At 39.7% G+C, this 21624-nt stretch carries 18 protein-coding genes; 16 read left to right on the top strand and 2 right to left on the bottom strand.

Features of this window, described 5'->3' with window-relative positions:
• Positions 1-102: 102 nt before the first annotated feature.
• Positions 103-621, top strand: coding sequence for an adenine phosphoribosyltransferase (locus LPB68_RS06300; protein ID WP_068659145.1), 519 nt, complete (start codon positions 103-105; stop codon positions 619-621).
• A gap of 222 nt (positions 622-843) precedes the next feature.
• On the opposite strand, the gene uraA is transcribed toward LPB68_RS06300, so the two are convergent.
• Complete coding sequence (uraA, locus tag LPB68_RS06295; protein WP_068659147.1) at positions 844-2151, bottom strand: uracil permease; 1308 nt, start codon at positions 2149-2151, stop codon at positions 844-846.
• Positions 2152-2436: 285 nt separating this feature from the next.
• Here uraA and LPB68_RS06290 point away from each other — a divergent pair, with 285 nt between their 5' ends.
• From LPB68_RS06290 to LPB68_RS06245, 10 genes are all read left to right on the top strand, one after another.
• A complete protein-coding gene (locus LPB68_RS06290; protein ID WP_068659150.1) occupies positions 2437-4617 on the top strand; it encodes a RelA/SpoT family protein in 2181 nt (726 codons plus the stop codon).
• A 47-nt stretch (positions 4618-4664) separates the two neighbouring features.
• On the top strand, positions 4665-5114 hold the full coding sequence (gene dtd, locus LPB68_RS06285; RefSeq protein ID WP_068659153.1) for a D-aminoacyl-tRNA deacylase: 450 nt from the start codon (positions 4665-4667) through the stop codon (positions 5112-5114).
• A gap of 407 nt (positions 5115-5521) precedes the next feature.
• Entirely contained in the window at positions 5522-5971 is a 450-nt protein-coding gene (locus LPB68_RS06280; protein ID WP_068659155.1) for a hypothetical protein, read from the top strand.
• A 550-nt stretch (positions 5972-6521) separates the two neighbouring features.
• Positions 6522-7766 carry a histidine--tRNA ligase gene (gene hisS / locus LPB68_RS06275; protein WP_068659157.1) on the top strand — a complete coding sequence of 415 codons (1245 nt, stop codon included), beginning with the start codon at positions 6522-6524 and terminating at the stop codon, positions 7764-7766.
• A 42-nt stretch (positions 7767-7808) separates the two neighbouring features.
• A complete protein-coding gene (gene aspS, locus LPB68_RS06270) occupies positions 7809-9587 on the top strand; it encodes an aspartate--tRNA ligase (RefSeq protein ID WP_068659159.1) in 1779 nt (592 codons plus the stop codon).
• Positions 9588-9606: 19 nt separating this feature from the next.
• Complete coding sequence (locus LPB68_RS06265; RefSeq protein WP_068659161.1) at positions 9607-10362, top strand: tRNA threonylcarbamoyladenosine dehydratase; 756 nt, start codon at positions 9607-9609, stop codon at positions 10360-10362.
• 124 nt (positions 10363-10486) lie between these two features.
• Positions 10487-11785 (top strand): NCS2 family permease, encoded by a 1299-nt coding sequence (locus LPB68_RS06260; RefSeq protein ID WP_068659163.1) that lies wholly within the window; start codon positions 10487-10489, stop codon positions 11783-11785.
• A 127-nt stretch (positions 11786-11912) separates the two neighbouring features.
• Positions 11913-14084: a HelD family protein gene (locus LPB68_RS06255; RefSeq protein WP_068659165.1), complete on the top strand. Its 2172-nt coding sequence runs from the start codon at positions 11913-11915 to the stop codon at positions 14082-14084.
• Positions 14085-14412: 328 nt separating this feature from the next.
• Complete coding sequence (locus LPB68_RS06250; protein WP_232510250.1) at positions 14413-14712, top strand: CD3324 family protein; 300 nt, start codon at positions 14413-14415, stop codon at positions 14710-14712.
• 135 nt (positions 14713-14847) lie between these two features.
• Positions 14848-16155 (top strand): replication-associated recombination protein A, encoded by a 1308-nt coding sequence (locus tag LPB68_RS06245; RefSeq protein WP_068659170.1) that lies wholly within the window; start codon positions 14848-14850, stop codon positions 16153-16155.
• 88 nt (positions 16156-16243) lie between these two features.
• Here the strand turns inward: LPB68_RS06245 and mnmA are convergent, their stop codons facing one another.
• Positions 16244-17380 carry a tRNA 2-thiouridine(34) synthase MnmA gene (gene mnmA / locus LPB68_RS06240; RefSeq protein WP_068659172.1) on the bottom strand — a complete coding sequence of 379 codons (1137 nt, stop codon included), beginning with the start codon at positions 17378-17380 and terminating at the stop codon, positions 16244-16246.
• 285 nt (positions 17381-17665) lie between these two features.
• Between mnmA and cymR the strand changes: the two genes are divergently transcribed.
• From cymR to LPB68_RS06215, 5 genes are all read left to right on the top strand, one after another.
• Positions 17666-18085: a cysteine metabolism transcriptional regulator CymR gene (cymR, locus tag LPB68_RS06235; protein WP_068659174.1), complete on the top strand. Its 420-nt coding sequence runs from the start codon at positions 17666-17668 to the stop codon at positions 18083-18085.
• A gap of 17 nt (positions 18086-18102) precedes the next feature.
• A complete protein-coding gene (locus tag LPB68_RS06230; RefSeq protein ID WP_068659176.1) occupies positions 18103-19254 on the top strand; it encodes a cysteine desulfurase family protein in 1152 nt (383 codons plus the stop codon).
• Positions 19255-19290: 36 nt separating this feature from the next.
• The gene (locus LPB68_RS06225) at positions 19291-19812 is read left to right on the top strand and encodes a PRC-barrel domain-containing protein (protein ID WP_068659178.1); all 522 of its coding nucleotides are present in this window, start codon (positions 19291-19293) and stop codon (positions 19810-19812) included.
• 12 nt (positions 19813-19824) lie between these two features.
• Positions 19825-20034: a hypothetical protein gene (locus tag LPB68_RS06220; RefSeq protein ID WP_068659180.1), complete on the top strand. Its 210-nt coding sequence runs from the start codon at positions 19825-19827 to the stop codon at positions 20032-20034.
• A 199-nt stretch (positions 20035-20233) separates the two neighbouring features.
• Entirely contained in the window at positions 20234-21292 is a 1059-nt protein-coding gene (locus LPB68_RS06215; protein ID WP_418303831.1) for an AI-2E family transporter, read from the top strand.
• The last annotated feature ends 332 nt before the right edge of the window (positions 21293-21624 follow it).

The raw sequence follows: 21624 nt of genomic DNA, 5'->3' as shown, positions 1-21624 counted from the left end.
ATAAGAAGTAATGCTCAAAAACTTGGATTATGCTTACGAAGAAAGTTTTCTCGAAGTATTCCATAAGAAGTAATGCTCAAAAACTTTTAGGAGGAAATTAACTTGAATTTAAAAGATTATATTCGCGTCATTCCTGACTTTCCAGAAGCAGGCATCAGTTTCAAAGATATTACAACATTGCTTCAGAATGGCGCAGGCTACAAAAAAGCTATTGACGAACTAAAAGAGCTTGTTGCTCATTTGAAAATCGATGTGATCGCGGGACCTGAAGCCCGAGGATTTGTTGTGGGAGCTCCGCTTGCCTACGCATTGGGTGTGGGTTTCATTCCAATTCGTAAAAAGGGTAAACTTCCTTACGAGACAATCGAAGCGGGTTATAATCTGGAGTATGGTAATGACAGTCTTGCTATGCATACAGATGCGATCCAAAAAGGACAAAATGTCCTAATCGCTGATGATTTATTGGCAACAGGTGGGACCATATCGACTTCAGTAAACTTAGTTCGCCAATTAGGTGGGAATATTGTAGGTGCTGCCTTCCTAATTGAGCTAACACATTTGAATGGTCGTGAGAAATTAACGGATGTTGAAGTGTTAACACTTCTCTCTTATGAATCTTAAAAAATAAGTTTCCCGGGAAATATGATGTGGGGGACTTTGGTTTCAGGTATCATTTACACAATCCAATTGTGTAAATGATACCTGTTTTTCGCATGTGTCAAATCAATGGGTTAATATAAAGCTTCAAAAAAGAAAGGAGATTTCCCGTTCTCAATCGAACGGGAAATCTCCTTCTCATCATAAATTCATGTTATTAAGTGTTAATTATAGATTGTTAGGACTCTAGTGTGTAGATCCGTTACCTTTAGCCGAGTCATCTTTTTCGTTAGATAGTCCAAGTACTTCTAATATTTTGATGAACAGAGCGAGTACGATCCCTACTATTGTAGCTAGTGCCATACCTTTGAGTGCTACACCACCAAAGCTTAGTGTTGCTCCACTCAAGCCAATTACGAGTACTAGGGTGGCTGAGATCAAATTAGATGCTTTCGAGAAATCAACCTTTTGTTCAACAAATATTCTTAACCCCGAAGCAGCAATAACCCCAAATAATAGGAGGGAAACGCCCCCCATAACAGCAGGTGGAATATTAGAGATAACAGATGAAAATGTTCCTGAGAAAGATAGTAGAATGGCTATGATAGCAGCTCCGCCAATAACAAAGACAGAATAAACTTTCGTAAGTGCCATAACACCAATATTCTCACCATAAGTTGTATTCGGAGTTGATCCAACAAATCCGGATAAAATAGTGGAGAGACCATTACCTAGAAGAGAACGATGTAGTCCTGGTTCCTTGTTGAGATCTTTACCGACAATGTTGCTCGTTACAAGTAAATGACCTATGTGTTCAACGATAACGACTAGAGAGACGGGTATGATCGTTAGGATGACAGATAAATCAAAGCTTGGTGTTGTAATTTGCGGAGAAGCGAAGAAGCTAGCTTCAGCGATAGCTGCTGTGTTTACTTCACCCATGTAATAGGCAAGTATGTAACCAGTAACAATACCAATCAATATATGAATGATCTTCGGAAAGCCACGGAACATAAGTGCTCCAATAACTGTAACTCCTAACGTTGTCATGGATATAATGATAGTAGCAGGATCTGGGCTCCATGTAGTAGCCCCCTCGGGAGCAATAAGGCCAGACATACTTGCAGCGACAGGAACAAGCTCAAGCCCGATTGTTGCAACAATCGCTCCCATAACAGCTGGAGGGAAGACGACATCAATCCAACGTGTGCCTGCAAGCTTAACAATTAAAGCAACAATACAAAAAATAACACCTGTGATAATAAATGCGCCTAAAGCTAGAGAATATCCATTTTCAGGATGAGCAATCAAGACTCCGGTAACAGGTGCGATAAATGCGAAGCTTGAACCTAAATAAGCAGGTATTTTACCTTTACAAATGAAAATGTAGAATAATGTTCCAATCCCATTCATAAGTAAAATCATACCCGGGTCTACACCGAATAGATTAGGTACTAATACGGTACTACCAAACATAGCGAATAAATGTTGTAGGCTAAGAAGAAAGCCTGAACCCAAGGGTAATTTCTCATTTACTTGAATTTCTCGTTGCAATGTGGTTCACTCCCAATAGTTATTTAATGAATTGTCTCAATCAGCTTTATATAGATTAAATAGATTTCAGAGAATTTACAATATCATTTTCGATAATCACCACGAATATTCGTTTTTTTGACGAGAAAGACCCTTTCATGGTAGCTATTACCAGTAATTGCATGAAGTGTTGACGTATTGCGTCGCAAGCGTCATAATTAATAAAAAATCACACGGAGGGAACCTGCAAAGTTTAATGAACATGCGGGTTCCATTTTATATAGAAGGGAAACGGATTGAACGAGAATGGGCATAGAAAGATTACTTGAAAAGGCTGAAGCCTATATAAAAGAAAATGATCTAAACCGCATTCGTGAAGCCTATGAATTTGCGGACCAAGCTCACTACGGTCAATTACGTAAGTCGGGCGAACCTTATATTCTGCATCCGCTAGCGGTTGCAGAAATTGTCGTGAATATGCAGATGGATACTTTGTCCATTATTGCTGCTCTATTACATGATGTCGTTGAAGATACAACGGTGTCTTTAGTAGAAATACACGATAAATTTGGCGAACCTTGTGCAATGCTTGTAGACGGGCTTACTAAGCTCGAGCGAATTAAGTTTGGTTCTAAAGAAGAGCAACAGAATGAGAATTACCGCAAAATGTTTATTGCTATGGCTCAGGATATCCGTGTTATTGTCATTAAATTAGCTGACCGTTTGCACAATATGAGGACTTTGAAATTTCAATCAGAAGAAAGTCAACGTCGAATTGCATACGAAACATTAGAAATCTTCTGCCCTATTGCTGATCGGCTTGGTATTTCTGCAATTAAAGGTGAGATGGAAGATCTTTCACTAAGATACTTAAATCCACAACAGTATTATCGCATTGCGAATCTCATCCACAAGAAACGTGCTGAACGAGAAGAATTTATTGAGAATGTGATCGAAAAGATAAAAGAAAAATTAAGTGAGATGGGTATCGATGGAGACCTGTCAGGTCGACCTAAGCATATTTACAGCGTCTATAACAAAATGACTACGAAAAATAAGCAATTCAATGAAATATACGACTTACTTGCAATTCGTATTATTGTGGACAATATTAAAGATTGTTATGCCACATTAGGTATCATTCACACCTTGTGGAAACCAATGCCTGGACGATTTAAAGACTATATAGCAATGCCAAAGGCTAATATGTATCAATCGTTGCACACTACTGTAGTTGGCCCTAACGGTGAACCTACCGAAGTACAAATTAGGACGATAGAAATGCATAAGACTGCTGAATTCGGTATTGCAGCTCACTGGGCTTATAAAGAAGGAACAGCAGTGGTTGGCAATTTCGACAACAAGATGACATTCTTTCGTGAAATACTTGAGCTACAGCACGAGGCTAAAGATGCATTTGAGTTTGTAGAGTCACTTAAAATGGATTTTTTCTCTGATCTTGTCTTCGTATTTACACCTAAAGGCGAAGTTGTCGAGTTACCATCAGGTTCAGTACCATTAGATTATGCGTATCGTATCCACACTGAAGTTGGAAATCGAACTATAGGTGCTAAAGTTAACGGTCGGATTGTACCTTTAGATCACAGGTTGAAAACTGGAGATATTGTCGAAATTATGACTTCTAAGCATTCTTATGGTCCTAGCCAAGATTGGCTCAAGATTGCTCAGTCTTCTCATGCCAAGAGTAAGATCAAACAGTGGTTTAAGAAAGAAAGACGTGAAGAGAATGTTGAGAAAGGTCGCGAATCTATAGAACGTGAACTTAAACGTCTCGGATTGGAACCTTCAGACTGGTTGACCGATGATAAACTCATAGAAGTAGCTAAAAAGTTTGCTTTTAACGATATAGAGGATATGCTCTCAGCTATTGGATATAGTGGGATAACCGCGTCTCAAATATGTTCCCGATTAACAGAGAAGATGCGAAAAGAGCAAGAAGAAGCCAATCTGATCGAATTGACTACAGAGAAAAAGGAAATCAAGCCTGCTACTGTAGATAAAAGAAATCGTCCTACAAATGGTGTGCGTGTAAAAGGGATTGACAACTTACTGATACGGTTCGCAAGATGCTGTAACCCTGTACCAGGGGATGAGATCATTGGGTATGTCACACGCGGTAGAGGTGTGTCTATTCACCGCACGGATTGCCCTAATATACCTAATGATATCGATGGTGAGGAAGCAGCACGCGTGATCGAGGTGGAATGGGAAGGCCAAATTGAAGCCAATTATAGTGTGGATATTGAGATTACCGGTCATGATCGTAATGGTCTATTGAATGAAGTGCTTCAGGCAGTCTCTGAAACAAAGACCAACATTTCAGCTGTAACAGGTCGATCGGATAAGAATAAAATGGCACAGATGCATATGACAATTCTTATACGTAATACGGACCATCTTCATTCAGTCGTTGAGCGAATTAAAAGGGTGAAGGATATATATACAGTAAACCGAATTATCCAATAATCGTTGGATAGGGTTGAATGTTTGATAAAAGGAGAGAGTAAGATCTTATGAAAGTCGTTATCCAGCGTTGCAAAAAGGCTTCTGTTGCAGTGGATGGAAATATTGTGGGTGAGATTAGCCAAGGTCTTATGGTTCTAGTGGGTGTTACTCATGAAGACACTGAGAAGGACGCTAAGTATTTAGCAGAGAAGGTCGTGGGTCTACGTATTTTTGAAGACGAACATGGCAAAATGAATTTTAGCGTTAAAGATACGGGTGGAGCAATATTATCAGTATCTCAGTTCACATTATATAGCGATTGTCGTAAAGGTAAGAGACCAAATTTTATGGCTGCAGCCAAACCAGATATAGCTGAAGGACTTTATGATTTTTTTAACCACGAACTTGAGTCAAAAGGGATTCAAGTTGAAACTGGAAGATTTGGCGAGATGATGGATGTTTCCTTTACGAATTGGGGACCAGTAACTTTGATTATTGATAGCAGGGCAGACGCATAGATTATGCCTCCAGCGGGGATGATGAGGAAAGAGATTAAGTTCATTCTCATCTACAAAGGAGTATGTACAACATGCGCCAATCCCCTAAACAATCTTCATTTCAAGCATATTCTGTACTCACAATCGGCCATCTGAGGGAGATAATGCAGAGTGATGAACGTTCTGCGAACCTGATGTCAACTCCACTCGGGATGGTTAATCCCAAAGAGCATTGGAGAAATCACATTCCTAGACACTAGATGGATAAATTAAATGTTAAACATGGAAATGGACAACCATTATGGGTTGTCTTTTTTGAATGTAAGATTATGTGAGGGATTATACTGTTATAAAAGAAGGGTGTTTGGGTAATAACAAGCAGTGCTTATAGCGCGAGTTATGATTTGCATACAAAAGGAGGATTTCCCATGTCAGAACAAATCCAAGCTTATTTTCAAACAGAAGATCAGGCAGAAGGTGCAAAAACAAGTCTTATCGGCTATAAAACAGAAAATTTAGAAGTAAGTAGACTAGAAACTACGATTGGACGTAACCGTAATCTCCAATTACCTTTAGTAGCATTTAATCCTTCTGGTAATATAAATACAGCAGGCTCATTGGGTGTGCCAGGTACGGGTGGAATCGCGGGAAATAATATTGTTCCAATAATGGATGACATTGATGATAGATCAGACGTGGAATCGGAGTCTAATATAAATAAGACTGGAGACTTAACGGATGCAGGTGATGTAGATACCAATGATTACGATAATCTTAAATATGTACTAGTCGCCAAGGTTGAAGACGAACATTATGATGAAATCATTCAAAAACTACGTCAAAATGGCGCTCATATTGAAGCGCTTCCAAAAACGTAACATTACTGTAATACACTATTCATGTTCTCTTAACATAGTCTGACTATAATAAACCCATGACCCCCTTTTAAAATATAATTTTGAACCTACAATATCGATTGTAGGTTTTTTTCTGTCGTAAAAAGATGTCAGCTATTGACTTTAGCGCGCTAGTTCATTACAATCAAAAAATAGTTGAAAATTGATTCAATGACGGGATTAAGTAATCCAAGCCCCACAAGAACAGAGAAGAATCCCTTGGCTGTAAGGATTCTCTTGATGACTGGATGAATGACTTCCTCGAGAACAGTTGGCGAAGCAAACGAAAGTGTCGATATAGACCATTCGTAATTTTGAGGTAGCCATACTGCGCTGAACGGGCGTTAATCGTATGAGCAGATAGCTAACCAAGATCTGAAGTAGATCCTGAAATAGCATTAATATCTGAAAATGTGGGTGGTACCACGGGTGATTATGTGAATGATAATCTCTCGTCCCTGGTTCTTTATGAACAGGGCGGGAGATTTTTTGTTTTATAAATTGGTTAATTATGTATATGGAGGTAGTTGCAATGGCTTTTCAAAAACCGACAGGAACACAAGATTTATTGCCAGGTGCGGTAGAAAAGTGGCAATATGTCGAACAGAAAGCGCGAGATTTGTGCCAACGCTTTAATTATCGTGAGATTCGCACGCCGCTTTTTGAACAGACAGACTTATTTGTACGTGGTGTTGGGGATACAACAGATATCGTAGAGAAGGAAATGTATACATTCAACGATAAAGGTGACCGTAGTATGACATTGCGTCCTGAAGGAACTGCAGGCGTAGTCAGAGCGTATGTGGAGAATAAGTTGTATGGTGAACCCGATGTAAGCAAGTTGTATTATATCGGACCTATGTTTCGTTATGAACGACCACAAGCAGGACGATATCGTCAATTTCATCAGTTCGGGATTGAAGCTTTCGGGGCAACGGATCCAGCAATTGATGCAGAAGTTATCTCTCTAGGTTATCAATTCTGCAAAGAATTAGGAATTCAGGGTGTGAAGGTAGAAGTTAACTCTGTAGGTACACCTGAGACTCGTACAGCTTATCGTGAAACACTTCTAGTCTACTTAAATCCGATGAAAGACAAGTTATGTAAAGACTGTCAATCACGGATTGATCGTAATCCAATGCGTGTTCTCGATTGTAAGGTGGATCAAGATAAATTTCATGATGCTCCTTCGATACTAGATAGTTTAGATGAGGAATGCAGTACGCATTTTGCGAAGGTGAAACAGCATTTAGATGCCATGGAAGTGGATTATGTCGTTAATGCTCGACTCGTTCGTGGACTGGATTATTATACACATACCGCTTTTGAATTCAAGGCTGAGGGTATTGGTGCTATTGATACTATTGGCGGTGGAGGACGTTATAACGGACTTGTTAGTGGTATAGGTGGTCCTGATCAACCAGGAATTGGTGTTGGACTTGGTCTAGAACGAATTGTGCTGATCCTTGAGAAGCAACAGGTAGAACTTAATGTTCTAAAACCATTAGATGTGTATTTTGTTAGTTTAGGTGAAGAAGCCGATAAGGAAATTACTAAACAGTTATTCAAACTTCGCCAAATGGGATTCTCGGCGGAACGAGATTACTTGGGTCGGAAGATGAAAGCACAAATGAAATCATCGGATCGATTAAAAGCTCGCTTTACAGCTATTCTTGGTGATGATGAGCTCGAGCGCGGTGAAATAGCACTAAAATCAATGGAGACTGGTGAGCAGCTTACAGTGAAATTGGATGAAATGCATCTAAAACTAGGTTGAATTGCCATATTGGCTAATTATATATAAGGGGAATGATGATGAATGAGTAGAACACATCAATGTGGTAAATTAACGTCAGAGAACATTGGAGACACTGTCACACTGAATGGTTGGGTACAGACTCGCCGCGACCTTGGAGGCGTTATGTTCATTGATTTCCGTGATCGTAGCGGGATCGTACAGATCGTATTTAACCCTGCTTACTCCGGTAATGCACTAGCTATTGCTGATAAAGTACGTAGCGAATATGTATTATCTGTTACAGGTAAGGTTGTAGAACGTGATGCAGAGACTGTGAACGATAACCTTCCAACAGGGAAAATTGAAGTTCATATTACTGAAATAGATGTCCTAAATGGATCAAAGACACCTCCATTCTTCATTGAAGATGGCGTTGAAGTAGATGAATCTTTACGTCTGAAGTATCGCTACTTGGATCTACGTAGACCTGAAATGCAAAAAACACTTATGTTGCGTTCGAAGGCTGCCAAAATATTCCGTGACTTCTTAGATGAAGAAGGTTTCATCGATGTGGAAACACCTATTTTGACTAAGAGTTCACCAGAAGGTGCACGAGACTACTTAGTACCAAGTCGTGTACATGCAGGAGAGTTCTTCGCATTACCACAATCTCCACAAATCTATAAGCAGTTACTGATGGTGGGTGGTATTGAACGGTATTATCAAATCGCTCGTTGTTTCCGTGATGAAGATCTTCGTTCAGATCGTCAACCAGAATTTACACAAGTCGACATTGAAACTTCATTCATAGATCGGGATACACTTCTAAATATGATGGAACAATTGATGGTACGACTTTTCAAAGAAACCATTGGTGTAGAAATACCTTTACCTTTCCAACGCATCAGTCATGCTGAGGCTATGAGTAAGTATGGGTCTGATAAGCCTGATTTACGTTTTGGTTTAGAACTTGTGGAATTAAGTGATATCGTAGCTAATAGTGGTGCCAAGGTGTTTGCTTCGGTTATTGAAAAAGGTGGACAAGTGAAGTGTCTTAATGCTAAAGGATGCGGAACTTGGAGCCGTAAAGATATTGATGAGCTAGGAACATTCGCTGGACGTTATGGCGCTAAGGGCTTGGCTTGGGTTCAAGTCAAAGAAGGCGAATTCAAAGGGCCTATCGTGAAGTTCTTATCAGAAGAAGAAATTGAAGCTATAAAAGTACGTACTGGGGCGGAAGAGGGAGACCTCTTGTTATTCTCAGCTGACAATACAAAGATTGTTGCAGATGTGCTTGGTGCATTACGTCTGAAAATTGGTCGTCAATTAGGACTGATTGATGATAAGGAATTCAAATTTGTATGGGTATTAGATTTCCCTCTCTTGAGCTATGATGAAGATCAAAAACGTTATATTGCAGAACATCATCCGTTCACTCGTCCGAAGGATGAAGATTTACATTTATTCGACACTGATCCTCTTAAGATGCGTGCAGAAGCCTACGATATTGTCTTAAATGGCTATGAAGTTGGTGGGGGATCCATGCGGATATTTAAACGTGACATCCAGGAAAAAATGTTTAACGCACTCGCTCTTTCACCGGAAGAGGCTAATGATAAATTTGGATACCTTATGGATGCATTTGAATATGGAACTCCTCCACATGGCGGAATTGCCTTTGGATTCGATCGACTTGTAATGCTTCTAACGGGACGTACTAATCTTCGTGAGACGATTGCATTTCCAAAAACAGCAAGTGCAACAGATCTATTAATGGATGCTCCATCTCCTGTAGAAAATGTACAGTTAGAACAACTTCATATTAAGCTCGCAAAAAAACCGGGTGATGACAAGAAATAGTAAAGGAGGCAACGAATCAATGTTGCATCAATTCTCACGTACTGAACTCGCGATTGGAACTGAAGGACTTGAAGTGATGAAGAATAGCACGGTAGCTGTTCTAGGCATCGGAGGCGTTGGATCCATTGCAGTGGAAGCCTTAGCTCGTTCGGGTGTTGGACGGATTATTCTGATAGATAAAGATGTTGTAGACATTACGAATATTAACCGCCAAATCCATGCACTACTCACGACCGTTGGTCAGCAGAAGACGGAATTGATGGTTGAACGGGTAAAATTGATAAATCCGGAATGTGAAGCGATCGCACTCAATATGTTTTATACGGATGAAACATATGAAGAATTATTCAAATATGACTTGGATTATATTATAGATGCGTCTGACACTATCGTTTATAAAATTCATATTATAAAAGAATGCCTCAAGCGAAAGATTCCGATGATCTCAAGTATGGGTGCTGCGAATAAGATGGATCCAACACGATTTCAAGTAGCAGATATATCGAAGACAACGGTGGATCCTATTGCAAGAATAATTCGCACCACATTACGCAAGGATGGTATTAAGAAAGGTGTGAAGGTTGTTTTCTCCACGGAGACACCCATGAAGCCACTTGAAGACATTACTCAGAAAATTGTGCCGGAGAATGCTCCTGAAAGACGTAAAGCTAAACAACCTCCAGCAAGTAATTCTTTTGTACCTCCAGTTGTAGGACTAATTATGTCTAGTGTAGCGATGCGTGATCTTCTTGCGAATAAAGGAATAAATACTTGAAGATGATATATTAATAAGTGAACAGCTTGGCGTGGTTGCCGATTTCGGCATCACGTCATTTTTGTGGTGTTGGAATACAGAATGAGTAATGATGCAATATAGTTTTAAGAATAGGGGAGTGTATATGAAAGCGAGCTTTTGGCATAGGAGTTTGGGCCTTACCTCAGATGATAATTGGAAGAGAGAATGGATTGCCGGCATGGTATCCTACTTCTCCGTAGTATATATTGTGATGGTGAATGCAACGATACTTCATGATGCAGGGATGCCTTTGAAGGCTGCTATGGTTGGTACTATATTGACATCCATAACGGGCTGTCTACTGATGGCTTTTGGTGGGAAGTCACCTATCATTGTCGTTCCTGGCATGGGAATTAATGCATTTTTCACCTATACTTTGGTTCATTCGTTGAAGCTTTCGTGGCAGGAGGCACTGGCAGTAGTAACGGTTACAGGTATATTATTTGCGATCGTCGCATTTACATCATTATATCGAACCATTAGTGATGCGATCCCAGCAAATCTTCAACATGGGATAACGGTTGGGATTGGTTTATTTTTGACATTTATAGGACTGCAGAAGAGTGGAATAGTCATTGCTCACCAGACGACATTTGTGGCTATTGGTCACTTCACTGATCCTTCTGTTATCGTCTCTTGTGTGACACTTCTGCTTGGGATGGTTCTTTTTGTAAGGGGAGTTCAAGGTGGGTTGTTGATCACCATGCTCACTGGAACGGGACTTGCCTATCTCCTTGGAGCAGGATCAACGACTACGCGAGCGAAGTCAGGCGGTACATTTCAAGAATATGGTGATGTTTTTGCAACGTTATCCTGGGGTAATATTGCAAGCTTAGTATTCTGGATTGCGGTTTTTCTTTTGCTTCTAATTGTTGTATTTGAGAATATCGGACTTGTTGCTTCTCAGACTACAATTATCGGTCGACCACAGAACTTTAAGGGTGCTCTTCGTGCCTTAGCATTAACCAATATATTTGCTGGTATATTTGGATCAAGTCCGGTGGTGGCAGCGGCTGAATCTACTGCTGGAATTGCAGCAGGTGGGCGAACAGGATTAGCCTCTCTCGTGTCTGCTATTTTGTTTGGTGCTACCTTTTTCTTTATCCCACTATTAACATGGATCCCAGATAGCGCGATTGCACCTATTCTTATTATTATTGGTGGACTGATGGTACAGAATGTAAAAGAAATGAATTTTTCTGATCTTACTGAGACTTTTCCTGCTTTCTTGATCATGGTAATGATCCCGTTTACTTATAGTATTGTTGATGGAATGGCTTTTGGTTTCATTGCCTATCCCATTGTTAAGCTTGCGCAGAATAAAGGTAGAGAAGTATCACCCGTATTATACGGGATTGCTGTGCTATTTATAGCGAATTTTGTTATAAATGCACTTATGTAAAAAGAGAATTTATGAGCTACATTTGGACAGTGGTTTCTGTATTACTGGTATGTTATACTTAGCTTCTTTTGTTGCGTAGAAAGTACTGTTAGTATTGCTCCATAAAACTTTTAGGAGGTAACTGAAATTGGGAGAAGATTTTCAAAGTGCCTATCAAGAGGAAGAGAAAAGGCTGAATGAAGCGATATCAGAAATAGATCGTCAACTAGAAAGACTACAGGGTATCGATGTCTACACAGGGCATGATTTCACAGAGCAAATTCTTGAGGCGTCTAGGGAAGAGAAACGTATTGCACTAGCTAAAAGCTTGCAGGAGCCCTATTTTGGCAGATTGGACTTCCAAGGTAAACAAGATCAAGAAAGAAAACCTTTGTACATTGGAAAAATAGGTGTGGATCGAGAAGTTGTAGCAGAGCAACCACTTGTTATTGATTGGCGAGCGCCTGTTGCTAGCCTATTCTATTCGTTCACTGGTGGTGAAGAATCTACTACCTACGAGGCGCCTGAAGGTTTAATCGAGGGACTTGTGTTTCTGAAACGAAATGTAGTTATTCGTAAACAGATTCTTGAGAGAGTTGCTGATACATATAATCGCGAGAGTGAGCAACCTGCTGTGTCGGATGAATTCCTTGTCTATCGTCTTGGAGAGAACAAAGATAATCGTCTGCGTGATATCGTATCAACGATACAAGCTGAACAGGATCAGATCATTCGTGCAGCGAAGAACACAGCATTGATTATTCAAGGGGTTGCTGGAAGCGGGAAAACAACAGTTGCACTTCATAGGCTTGCTTTTCTACTGTATCAGTATAAAGAGCAGGTTACGGCTGAAAAAATGATCATTTTTGCTCCTAACCATATGTTTTTAGATTATATATCGGATGTTCTGCCTGAATTAGGTGTGGGAGATATACAACAGAGTACGTTTGCCGATTGGGCTATGGATATTCTTGATTTGAATTTCCCTTTAGCTGATGCATCAGAAACGCTTCATTATTGGTTCGAGCGTGAAGGTGGAACTAGTGAATTGAATGATGATGTACCTGGAAGATTTAAAGGGTCATTAATACTCATGAAGATGATCTCAAGCTTGATTGAGTCTTTAGAACATACTTCCGTTCCAGAAGGGGATTTTACACCGTGGGAAGGTAAAGTATTGTCACGTGATAAGATTCTATACTGGTACCATGAAGAATATAAACCTTACCCACTTGCTAAGCGGAAAGAGCGTGTAATGGCAAGAATACATCGCTGGGTTGAAATGGAACTCAAGAAATCTCCATCTGAGAAAATCTATAAAGAACATAAGAAAAAAGCAACACAACGTGAGAAAAGCTATGCTGTAAAGTGGCCTAAATATGAGCCGTTGACATTATATAAACAAATATTTCGTACACTAAAGCTTCCGACCGGATGTTCAGAAGAATTGCATAAAGGGATTCCTGATAAGGTATTGAAGTCCACCCAGCAAGATCTGAAGAAAGATATTATTCGTGAAGAGGATCTATCTCCACTCTTATATATTCATTATCTTCTAAATGATATTACGACTGAGCAGCGATTTGATCATATCGTCATAGATGAGGCGCAGGACTTTTCTCCATTTCAAATCGCGGTATTAGATTTTTTTGTAAGAGGACATTCGTTTACAATATTAGGCGATTTATCGCAAGGAATTCATGCTTATCGAGGAGTTCATCACTGGGAAGAGATGAGTTCGTTATTCCAACCAGATGATACTGCCTATTTTGCATTAACACGAAGCTACCGCTCTACGATGGAGATCATAGAATTTGCGAATGGGATTCTTGAAAAAGGTGTCCAGAGTGACCTTATGGCTGTTCCAGTGTTCCGTAGTGGAGATCCAGTACGGTTGATTTCTTATAATCAAGATATGGGAGTAAGAACAGATAACCTACAAGATGCTCTGCATAGATTGTCTGCGAAGGAGTATCGGACAATAGCGATATTGACAAGAACCCTTCAAGAAGCTAGAGAACTACATGAACAACTTGTTAATAATGTTGCAGATCTCCATTTGATCGATGGAAGTAAACAAGTGTATCAAGGTGGGTTCTCTGTGCTTCCAGTTTATCTCTCTAAAGGTTTGGAATTCGATGCAGTGATTGTTGCCGATGCCGATACAGACCATTACGGTCATAACTCATGGGATGCTAAACTCATGTATGTGGGATGTACTCGTGCACTCCATGAATTGTGGATACTGCATGGTAAAGATGTTCCTAGTTATTTGAGGAACACAGAAGAGGATATTGCTATACAAGGATGGCCTGAATAATAAACAGTTATAGTTATTCTTTCACTTGTTGGTATATCCCATAATATGAGTTAATAAGGGTGTCGGACCGACCATTACGCCGTGAAAGGAGGCTGATTGATTTGATCAAAGCATACGAGGTGGTTTCCGCGTAAGCGGAAGCCTCATGAAGAGGGACCGCCATAAGCGGTCTCTCTTTTTTATTTTTTTAAGGAAATTTTGGATTCAAAGGGGTATAATGGATTGAGTTGGAACAATCTAAATGAAAAGGAGGCGAAATCAATGATTTTTTATCAAATTAACTTAAATGGAGCAGGACAAAAGCAATCGTTTAAGGAGGACGTTGATTATCGCAAATTACAAAAATGGCAGGGATGTACTCCCACCTGAATTATTGAAGGAACTTCAACAACATATTCAAGGGGAATTAATCTATATTCCGAAGAAGAACAACCAGCGCATAGGCTGGGGAGAACTTAGCGGTACGAGGAAGATGATAACTCACAGGAATCAAGAGATTTATCATTTATATACAGAAGGTCGGTCGGTAGAAGATCTTCAGCAAGTATATCATTTGTCCGAAGATAGTATACGTAAGGTGATTGTCAAAATGCGAATTGAGCTAAATAAAGCTCCTGTGGAGCGTTAGCAGTATGATGGTAGAATTAAATCGAAGGACTGTCTAGCAATTGATGCTGGATGGTCTTTCTTGAGTTCATGCGGATTGTGATATGATAGTCTAAGATATCTTAATTCTATGGATAATAGTAAGGGCGTGAAGATAATGGATTTATTCACATTTCAACAAGATTCGGTTATGGATTCACGGCTGTTGGCTGATCGGATGCGTCCGGTGAATCTGGATGAATATATAGGACAAGAACATATTATTGGGCCTGGTAAATTATTACGACGTGCGATTGAAGCGGATCAAGTTTCTTCTATTCTTTTATATGGTCCTCCTGGGTCGGGTAAAACAACGTTAGCTCATATTATTTCCCACCATACAAAGGCTGCTTTTGTGCGACTAAATGCCGTAGAGGCTACAGTTAAAGATGTTCGTGAAGTTATTGAGCAAGCTCAAAGTAGTAAGACTTTATATGGTAGTAAAACGATTCTATTCTTAGACGAAGTTCATCGCTTTAATAGTTCTCGTCAAGATGCATTGTTACCTGCAGTTGAGAAGGGGACTATTATATTTATTGGGGCTACAACAGAGAACCCCTTTCATTACGTTAATGGGGCCTTAATGAGCCGGTCGACGCTTTTTCAGTTGAATTCGTTAACCAAGGAGCATTCTTTGATCGCTTTGAAAAGAGCATTAGTAGATGCTGAGAAGGGTATTGGCTTCATGAAACTGAACGTTGATGAAGATGCATTGGAGCATATTGCCGCGATGGCTAATGGAGATATTAGAAGAGGCCTCAATGCGTTGGAACTTGCAGTGCTAACAACAACCCCAGAAGACGATGGGATAATTCATGTTACGATTGAAGTGGCCGAAGAGTCGATACGCCGACCTATCGTTAAAGCAGACGAATCTACACAATATGATGTCATATCGGCATTTCATAAGAGTATTCGTGGTTCCAGTGATGCCGCAATATTCTGGTTTCTTTATGGAGTTGAGAAGCTTGGTATGGATCCGATGGTTTTCATACGAAGACTGATCGCGGCATGCAGTGAAGATATTGGGCTTGCTAATCCACAAGCGATGGTTCAAGCAGTGAGCGCGCTTGATGCTTTTCGGAATAATGGATGGGCTGAGGGGAAATTGAATATTTCGCAAGCGATATTATTTGCAGTAGAAAGCCCTAAATCCAATGCGGTAGTCTTGGCCATTTCTAAAGCTATGAATGCTATAGAAGATATTAGATCAGCGGAGGTACCACTGCATTTGCGAGACACTCATTATAAAGGCGCTGTTAAATTAGGACACGCAGGGTATAAGTATCCGCATGATTTCCCAAATCATTATGTTAAGCAGGATTATTTACCTAAGGAAATCTCACGCCGCGTATTCTATCAAGCGACAGAACAAGGGAATGAATCGAAGATCAAACTTAATCAAGAACGTAGGCGTGATCAGTAAACATACAGTACGATATTATAATAAAATGCCCTGCTCGATTTATAACGAGCAGGGCATTTTGTTTCGTTAGATTGTTCTTTTTGTTCTTTTATTTCTCTTTCAATGGAGGAATCGTATATGGGACTTTCTCTACTTTATCGATCGTACCACCACCAAGACATTCTTCACCTTGGTAGAATACAACAGCTTGTCCCGGAGTAATGGCTTTTTGTTGTTTATCAAAGATAACATGAACATTCCCATCTGGTAGCCAAGTTAATGTAACAGCTTGATCAGGCTGACGGTAGCGGAATTTGGCTGTACAAGTAAATGATTCAGTGGGTATGGAATTTTTCCCAGCGATCCAATTGAGTCCTGTAGCGATTAGCCCCGTGGAATAAAGACTAGGATGACTGTCACCCTGCACCACGAAGAGAATGTTACGATCGAGATCCTTGTCTGCTACAAACCAAGGTTCACCTGAACCTGAGCCTCCAATACCTAGACCTTGTCGTTGTCCTAAGGTATAATACATAAGTCCATCATGGTCACCTTTGACCTCACCGGTAGCAATATCGACCATTTTCCCGGATTGGGCAGGAAGGTATTGACTTAGAAATTCTTTGAAATTACGTTCACCGATGAAACAAACACCTGTACTATCCTTTTTCTTGGCCGTATATAAACCAGCTTCTTCGGCAATACGTCTTACTTCTGGTTTAGGAAGATGACCTATAGGAAACATTGCTCTGGAGAGCTGCTCTTGATTCAAAGCATTTAGGAAATAAGTCTGATCTTTATTGCTGTCTACACCACGTAGTAGTTGATGAATGTTATTCTTTTCAACTACTCTAGCATAATGACCTGTAGCTACATAATCTGCCCCCAAATTGAGTGCTTTATTCAGAAATTCCCCGAATTTGATTTCACGATTACACATAACATCAGGATTAGGTGTTCTTCCAGACTTATATTCATCTAGAAAATAGGTAAATACTTTATCAAAGTATTCTTTTTCAAAGTTTACTGTATAGTAGGGGATATCAATCTGTTCACAAACACGGCGTACATCTTCTGCGTCATCCTCTGCAGTACAATTACCGAATTCATCAGTATCATCCCAATTTTTCATAAAAATACCGATGACATCATAACCTTGTTGTTTTAAAAGTAAGGCGGTTACTGATGAATCAACGCCACCGGACATTCCAACAACAACACGTGTATTATTATTTTCTCTTGACATCTATTTCACCATCTTTTACTAAAATTGTGTCCATCTCTATAATAACATACCCTTATTCTATAATAACAATTGGCTTGTCCACGTAGGACGGGCAATTCATTGGTTTGTCATAGTTTGTTTTCCATATAAGGATTGAATATGTTAACATAAGCAAAGGGTAATGATCGGAATAGATAGGAATAAATACATCATTATGATAATGTCCTATATACCTCCGAAGAACAATTAAAATGAACAATAAATAATCATACATTATTTTTAGAATAATAGAAAGAGGTGCCGTTAATGAAAATTTCAACAAAAGGACGTTACGGTTTAACAATTATGATGGAGCTAGCGGTGAAGTTTGGAGAAGGCCCTACATCACTCAAAAGTATAGCTGAAAAGAACAATTTGTCAGAGCATTATCTAGAGCAGTTGATTGCACCATTACGTAATGCTGGATTAGTTAAAAGCGTTCGGGGAGCTTATGGAGGTTATATTCTATTTAGTGAACCTTCAACAATTACAGCAGGGGATGTTATTCGTGTCCTTGAAGGACCGATCTCACCAGTGGATTTCACCGAAGAGGATGACCCGGCGAAGAGAGATCTGTGGCTTAGAATTCGGGATGGAATTGCCAATGCATTAGATTCTACAACATTGCAGGATCTTATTTCTTTCGAAGTGAAGAGCAATGTTGATAATTATATGTTCTATATTTAATAGGTGGTGGAATTACTATGAACCCAATTTATTTAGATCATGCAGCATCAACACCTATTCATCCAGAAGTAGCACAGATCATGATGAAGATCATGATGGAGCAATATGGGAATGCTTCGAGCGTCCATTCATTTGGAAGAGGTGCGAAGCGATCACTGAACGGAGCAAGGGATCGAGCGAGTCGATTGCTAGGTTGTTATCCAGATGAACTCGTATTTACAAGTGGAGGAACAGAAAGTGATAATTTAGCCTTGTTTGGGGTATCTTCATTATTAAGCCATAAGGGTAGGCATATTATCACTTCTTCAATAGAGCATCATGCGATTCTCCATTCATGTTCAGAATTAGAACGTCAGGGATTCCAAGTAACGTACCTTCCTGTAGATTCTACCGGCCAAATTCGGATTGAAGATGTCGAGAAAGCTATGACTGATGAGACTATTCTTATCAGTATCATGTATGGGAACAACGAAGTGGGTACCATTCAACCGATAGAAGAGATTGGGAAGCTAGCACAAAGTCGGGGTATCTTATTTCATGTGGATGCAGTGCAGGCTTTAGAAACTTTGCCAATATCTTGTAGGGATTTACCTGTTGATCTAATGAGCTTCTCTGCTCATAAAATCAATGGACCACAGGGTGTTGGTGCTCTTTATGTCCGTCGTAGTATACAACTAAATGCTCAATCTTATGGGGGGCTTCAAGAAAAAAAACGTCGTGCAGGTACTGAAAATATTGCAGGTGTTGAAGGGTTTGCAAAAGCAATTGAGCTGATACATGAACAGATACAAGAAAGAAGAGAGTACTATTTACAACTTAGAACAACAATGATTGCTACATTGGAACAGGTCATTGGTGATGATTCCTTTATTGTAAACGGACACCCTACACAATTCTTGCCTCATATTCTCAATATTAGTATTCCAGAGGTAGACACGGAAACACTATTGATGAGTTTAGATATGGAAGGAATCGCAGCATCAAGTGGATCTGCATGTACTTCCGGTTCGTTGGAGTTATCGCATGTTCTCGAAGCAATGAAACTTTCTGACTCTATTATGCGATCAGCGATTCGTTTTAGCTTCGGATTGGGTAATACTACAAAAGAGATAGAGCATGTTGCACAAATTATTGGAACCATTCTTCGACGGGTACGTAACAGAACATAGACGGTTTTTTGATGATGGACAAGGAGGGTTCTTGCCTTGAAGCTTCAAGAAATGTTAGGACTTCCGGTGTTTGATATAGAGCAGGGTAAGAAGATTGGCAAAATTCATGACTTTATGTTAGGTAACAATTGGACAATTCTAGGTATTGAGCTTGAGCGTAAAGTACTCTACTCCAAGATGTCAAACACAATTTCTTGGGAGGACATCATTGCATATGGCGAGGATGCCATTATGATTCGTAATCAACTCGCTGTTCGTAAAATGAAAGCCGTTGACATACAGTTGTCTTATGCTCTGGGGAAGAAAAAACTATGCGATTTACCAGTAATTACGGAAGATGGGCTTATGCTTGGACGTATCTCGGATGTTTATTTCGACCAGAAAATGGGCAATACAATAATAGGCCTAGAGATTAGTGATGGTTTTGTCACCGATATCATCGAAGGCCGAAAGTGGCTACCTTGTACTTCCAATATGATCATTGGAGAAAGTTCTGTGTTAGTACCTTCAATGAGTGAGGGGTGTTTGGATAACGCTATTCATTCTGTAAACGGATAGGTGATCAAATAAATGAGATGTCCAAATTGCAATTCAAAAGATATTGGAAAGATCGGTTCCCACCAGTTCTATTGTTGGGGATGTTTTATCGAATTAACGGTTAACGGAGAGAAAATGTCCGTCTATCAAGTTGAGGAAGATGGGACATTGAGCTCGTTGGATGATTTATTCTTCGGCGAGGAAATACTTCAGGACTTCCCACAAATGCATGTGTCTTCTTAACATCTGCAAATGTTCGTCTTGAGAAGTATATTTTCTACATATCATTAAAGCACCCTATTTTAAATGTCTGGATATAGGCATTGAAAATGGGGTGTTTTTCTTGTGTTCTATCTTTAATATAGATTATTCTCCGAGTTCTGGACATATACTACATTAATAAGCTAGTCCAGTCCGAAAGGAGGAGAATTGTTTGGATTCGATGTCGCATAATAAATGGTTTCGCTTGATGATATGGGTGCTACTTGGTTTGATTATCATATATTTCATGTGGCTGTTACGACCACTGTTCATTCATGCTTATCAGTTTATCAAAATAATCCTTGCTCCGTTTATAGTGGCAATGATCATTTCATATGTTCTTAATCCAGTTGTGTGCATGTTACAGAATCGGAAGGTGCCACGTTTAGTAGCTGTACTATTAATTTATGCAGTATTCATAACTTGCTTAGTGGTTATATTGATGAATGTGATTCCAATGTTTATCGAACAATTAGAAGAATTGAATGAGCATTTGCCAGAGATGACTATGCATGCCCAAAGTTTTGTAACGAATTTGAATTCTAATCTTTTACCATCTGGGGTCAGGGCTGGTGTAATGGATTGGTTCTTTCAATGGGAGGATCGATTGGCACATGGGATATCTGATTTTATGGATAATATTGGTAACACAATTAATGTGGTGCTCAACATATTCATCGTACCTTTTCTAATATTCTATATATTAAAGGACTTCGATGTATTCGAACGAATGGTTGTATCCTACTTGCCACGATCAGGTAGAAAAACAATTTTAGTTGTACTAAAAGAGATTGATGATGCTCTGGGAAGTTATGTGCGGGGACAATTCATGGTCTGTCTGATTATTGGTGTACTTGCTTATATTGGCTATATGATCATTGGGATGCCCTATGCACTTTTACTTGCCAGTGTTGTAGCAGTTTTCAATGTTGTTCCATATATTGGACCTTTCCTTGGTGCAGCTCCAGCAGTTGTAATGGCATCTACGGTGTCTTTCAAGATGGTATTGATGGTAGTAATAGTAAATACATTATGTCAAATGATGGAGAGCAATGTTATCTCCCCACAAATTGTAGGAAGAAAATTGCATTTACATCCTGTTCTTATAATATTCGCTTTGTTGGTAGGTGGTGAAATGGCAGGGATCGTAGGATTGATTATTGCTGTTCCTTTATTAGCCGTTCTCAAAGTTATCATACAGCATCTCTTCACATATTATATCAAGCGAAAAACAGTGTAATGTTGCATTGACAGAAGCTTGTGACCTCTATATACTTGTACTGATAATAAGCAATAAATGGACAAATCTATGATGAAATGAAGTACGACGGTGTTCCTTGCCCAGAGAACAGACTCCTTTATGATGCTAGTTCATGAAGGCTGAGAGAGTCTGAAAGTGTGGCCGACGGAAAGCTAATTTCGGAGTGTGATCTAAATTCACCGGGTGGACCCCGTTAGCAGCCGTAACAAAGGCGATCGTTAGATGAACAAGCAGTTACTGTAGCTGTATTGTACTTAACGATAACCAGGGTGGTACCGCGAGTTAATCGTCCCTGAATATTCAGGGGCGTT

Source organism: Paenibacillus crassostreae, from assembly GCF_001857945.1.
Lineage (GTDB): Bacteria > Bacillota > Bacilli > Paenibacillales > Paenibacillaceae > Paenibacillus_AQ > Paenibacillus_AQ crassostreae.
The sequence above is the reverse complement of the archived record's forward strand: the minus strand, read 5'-3'. Positions and strand labels throughout refer to the sequence as shown.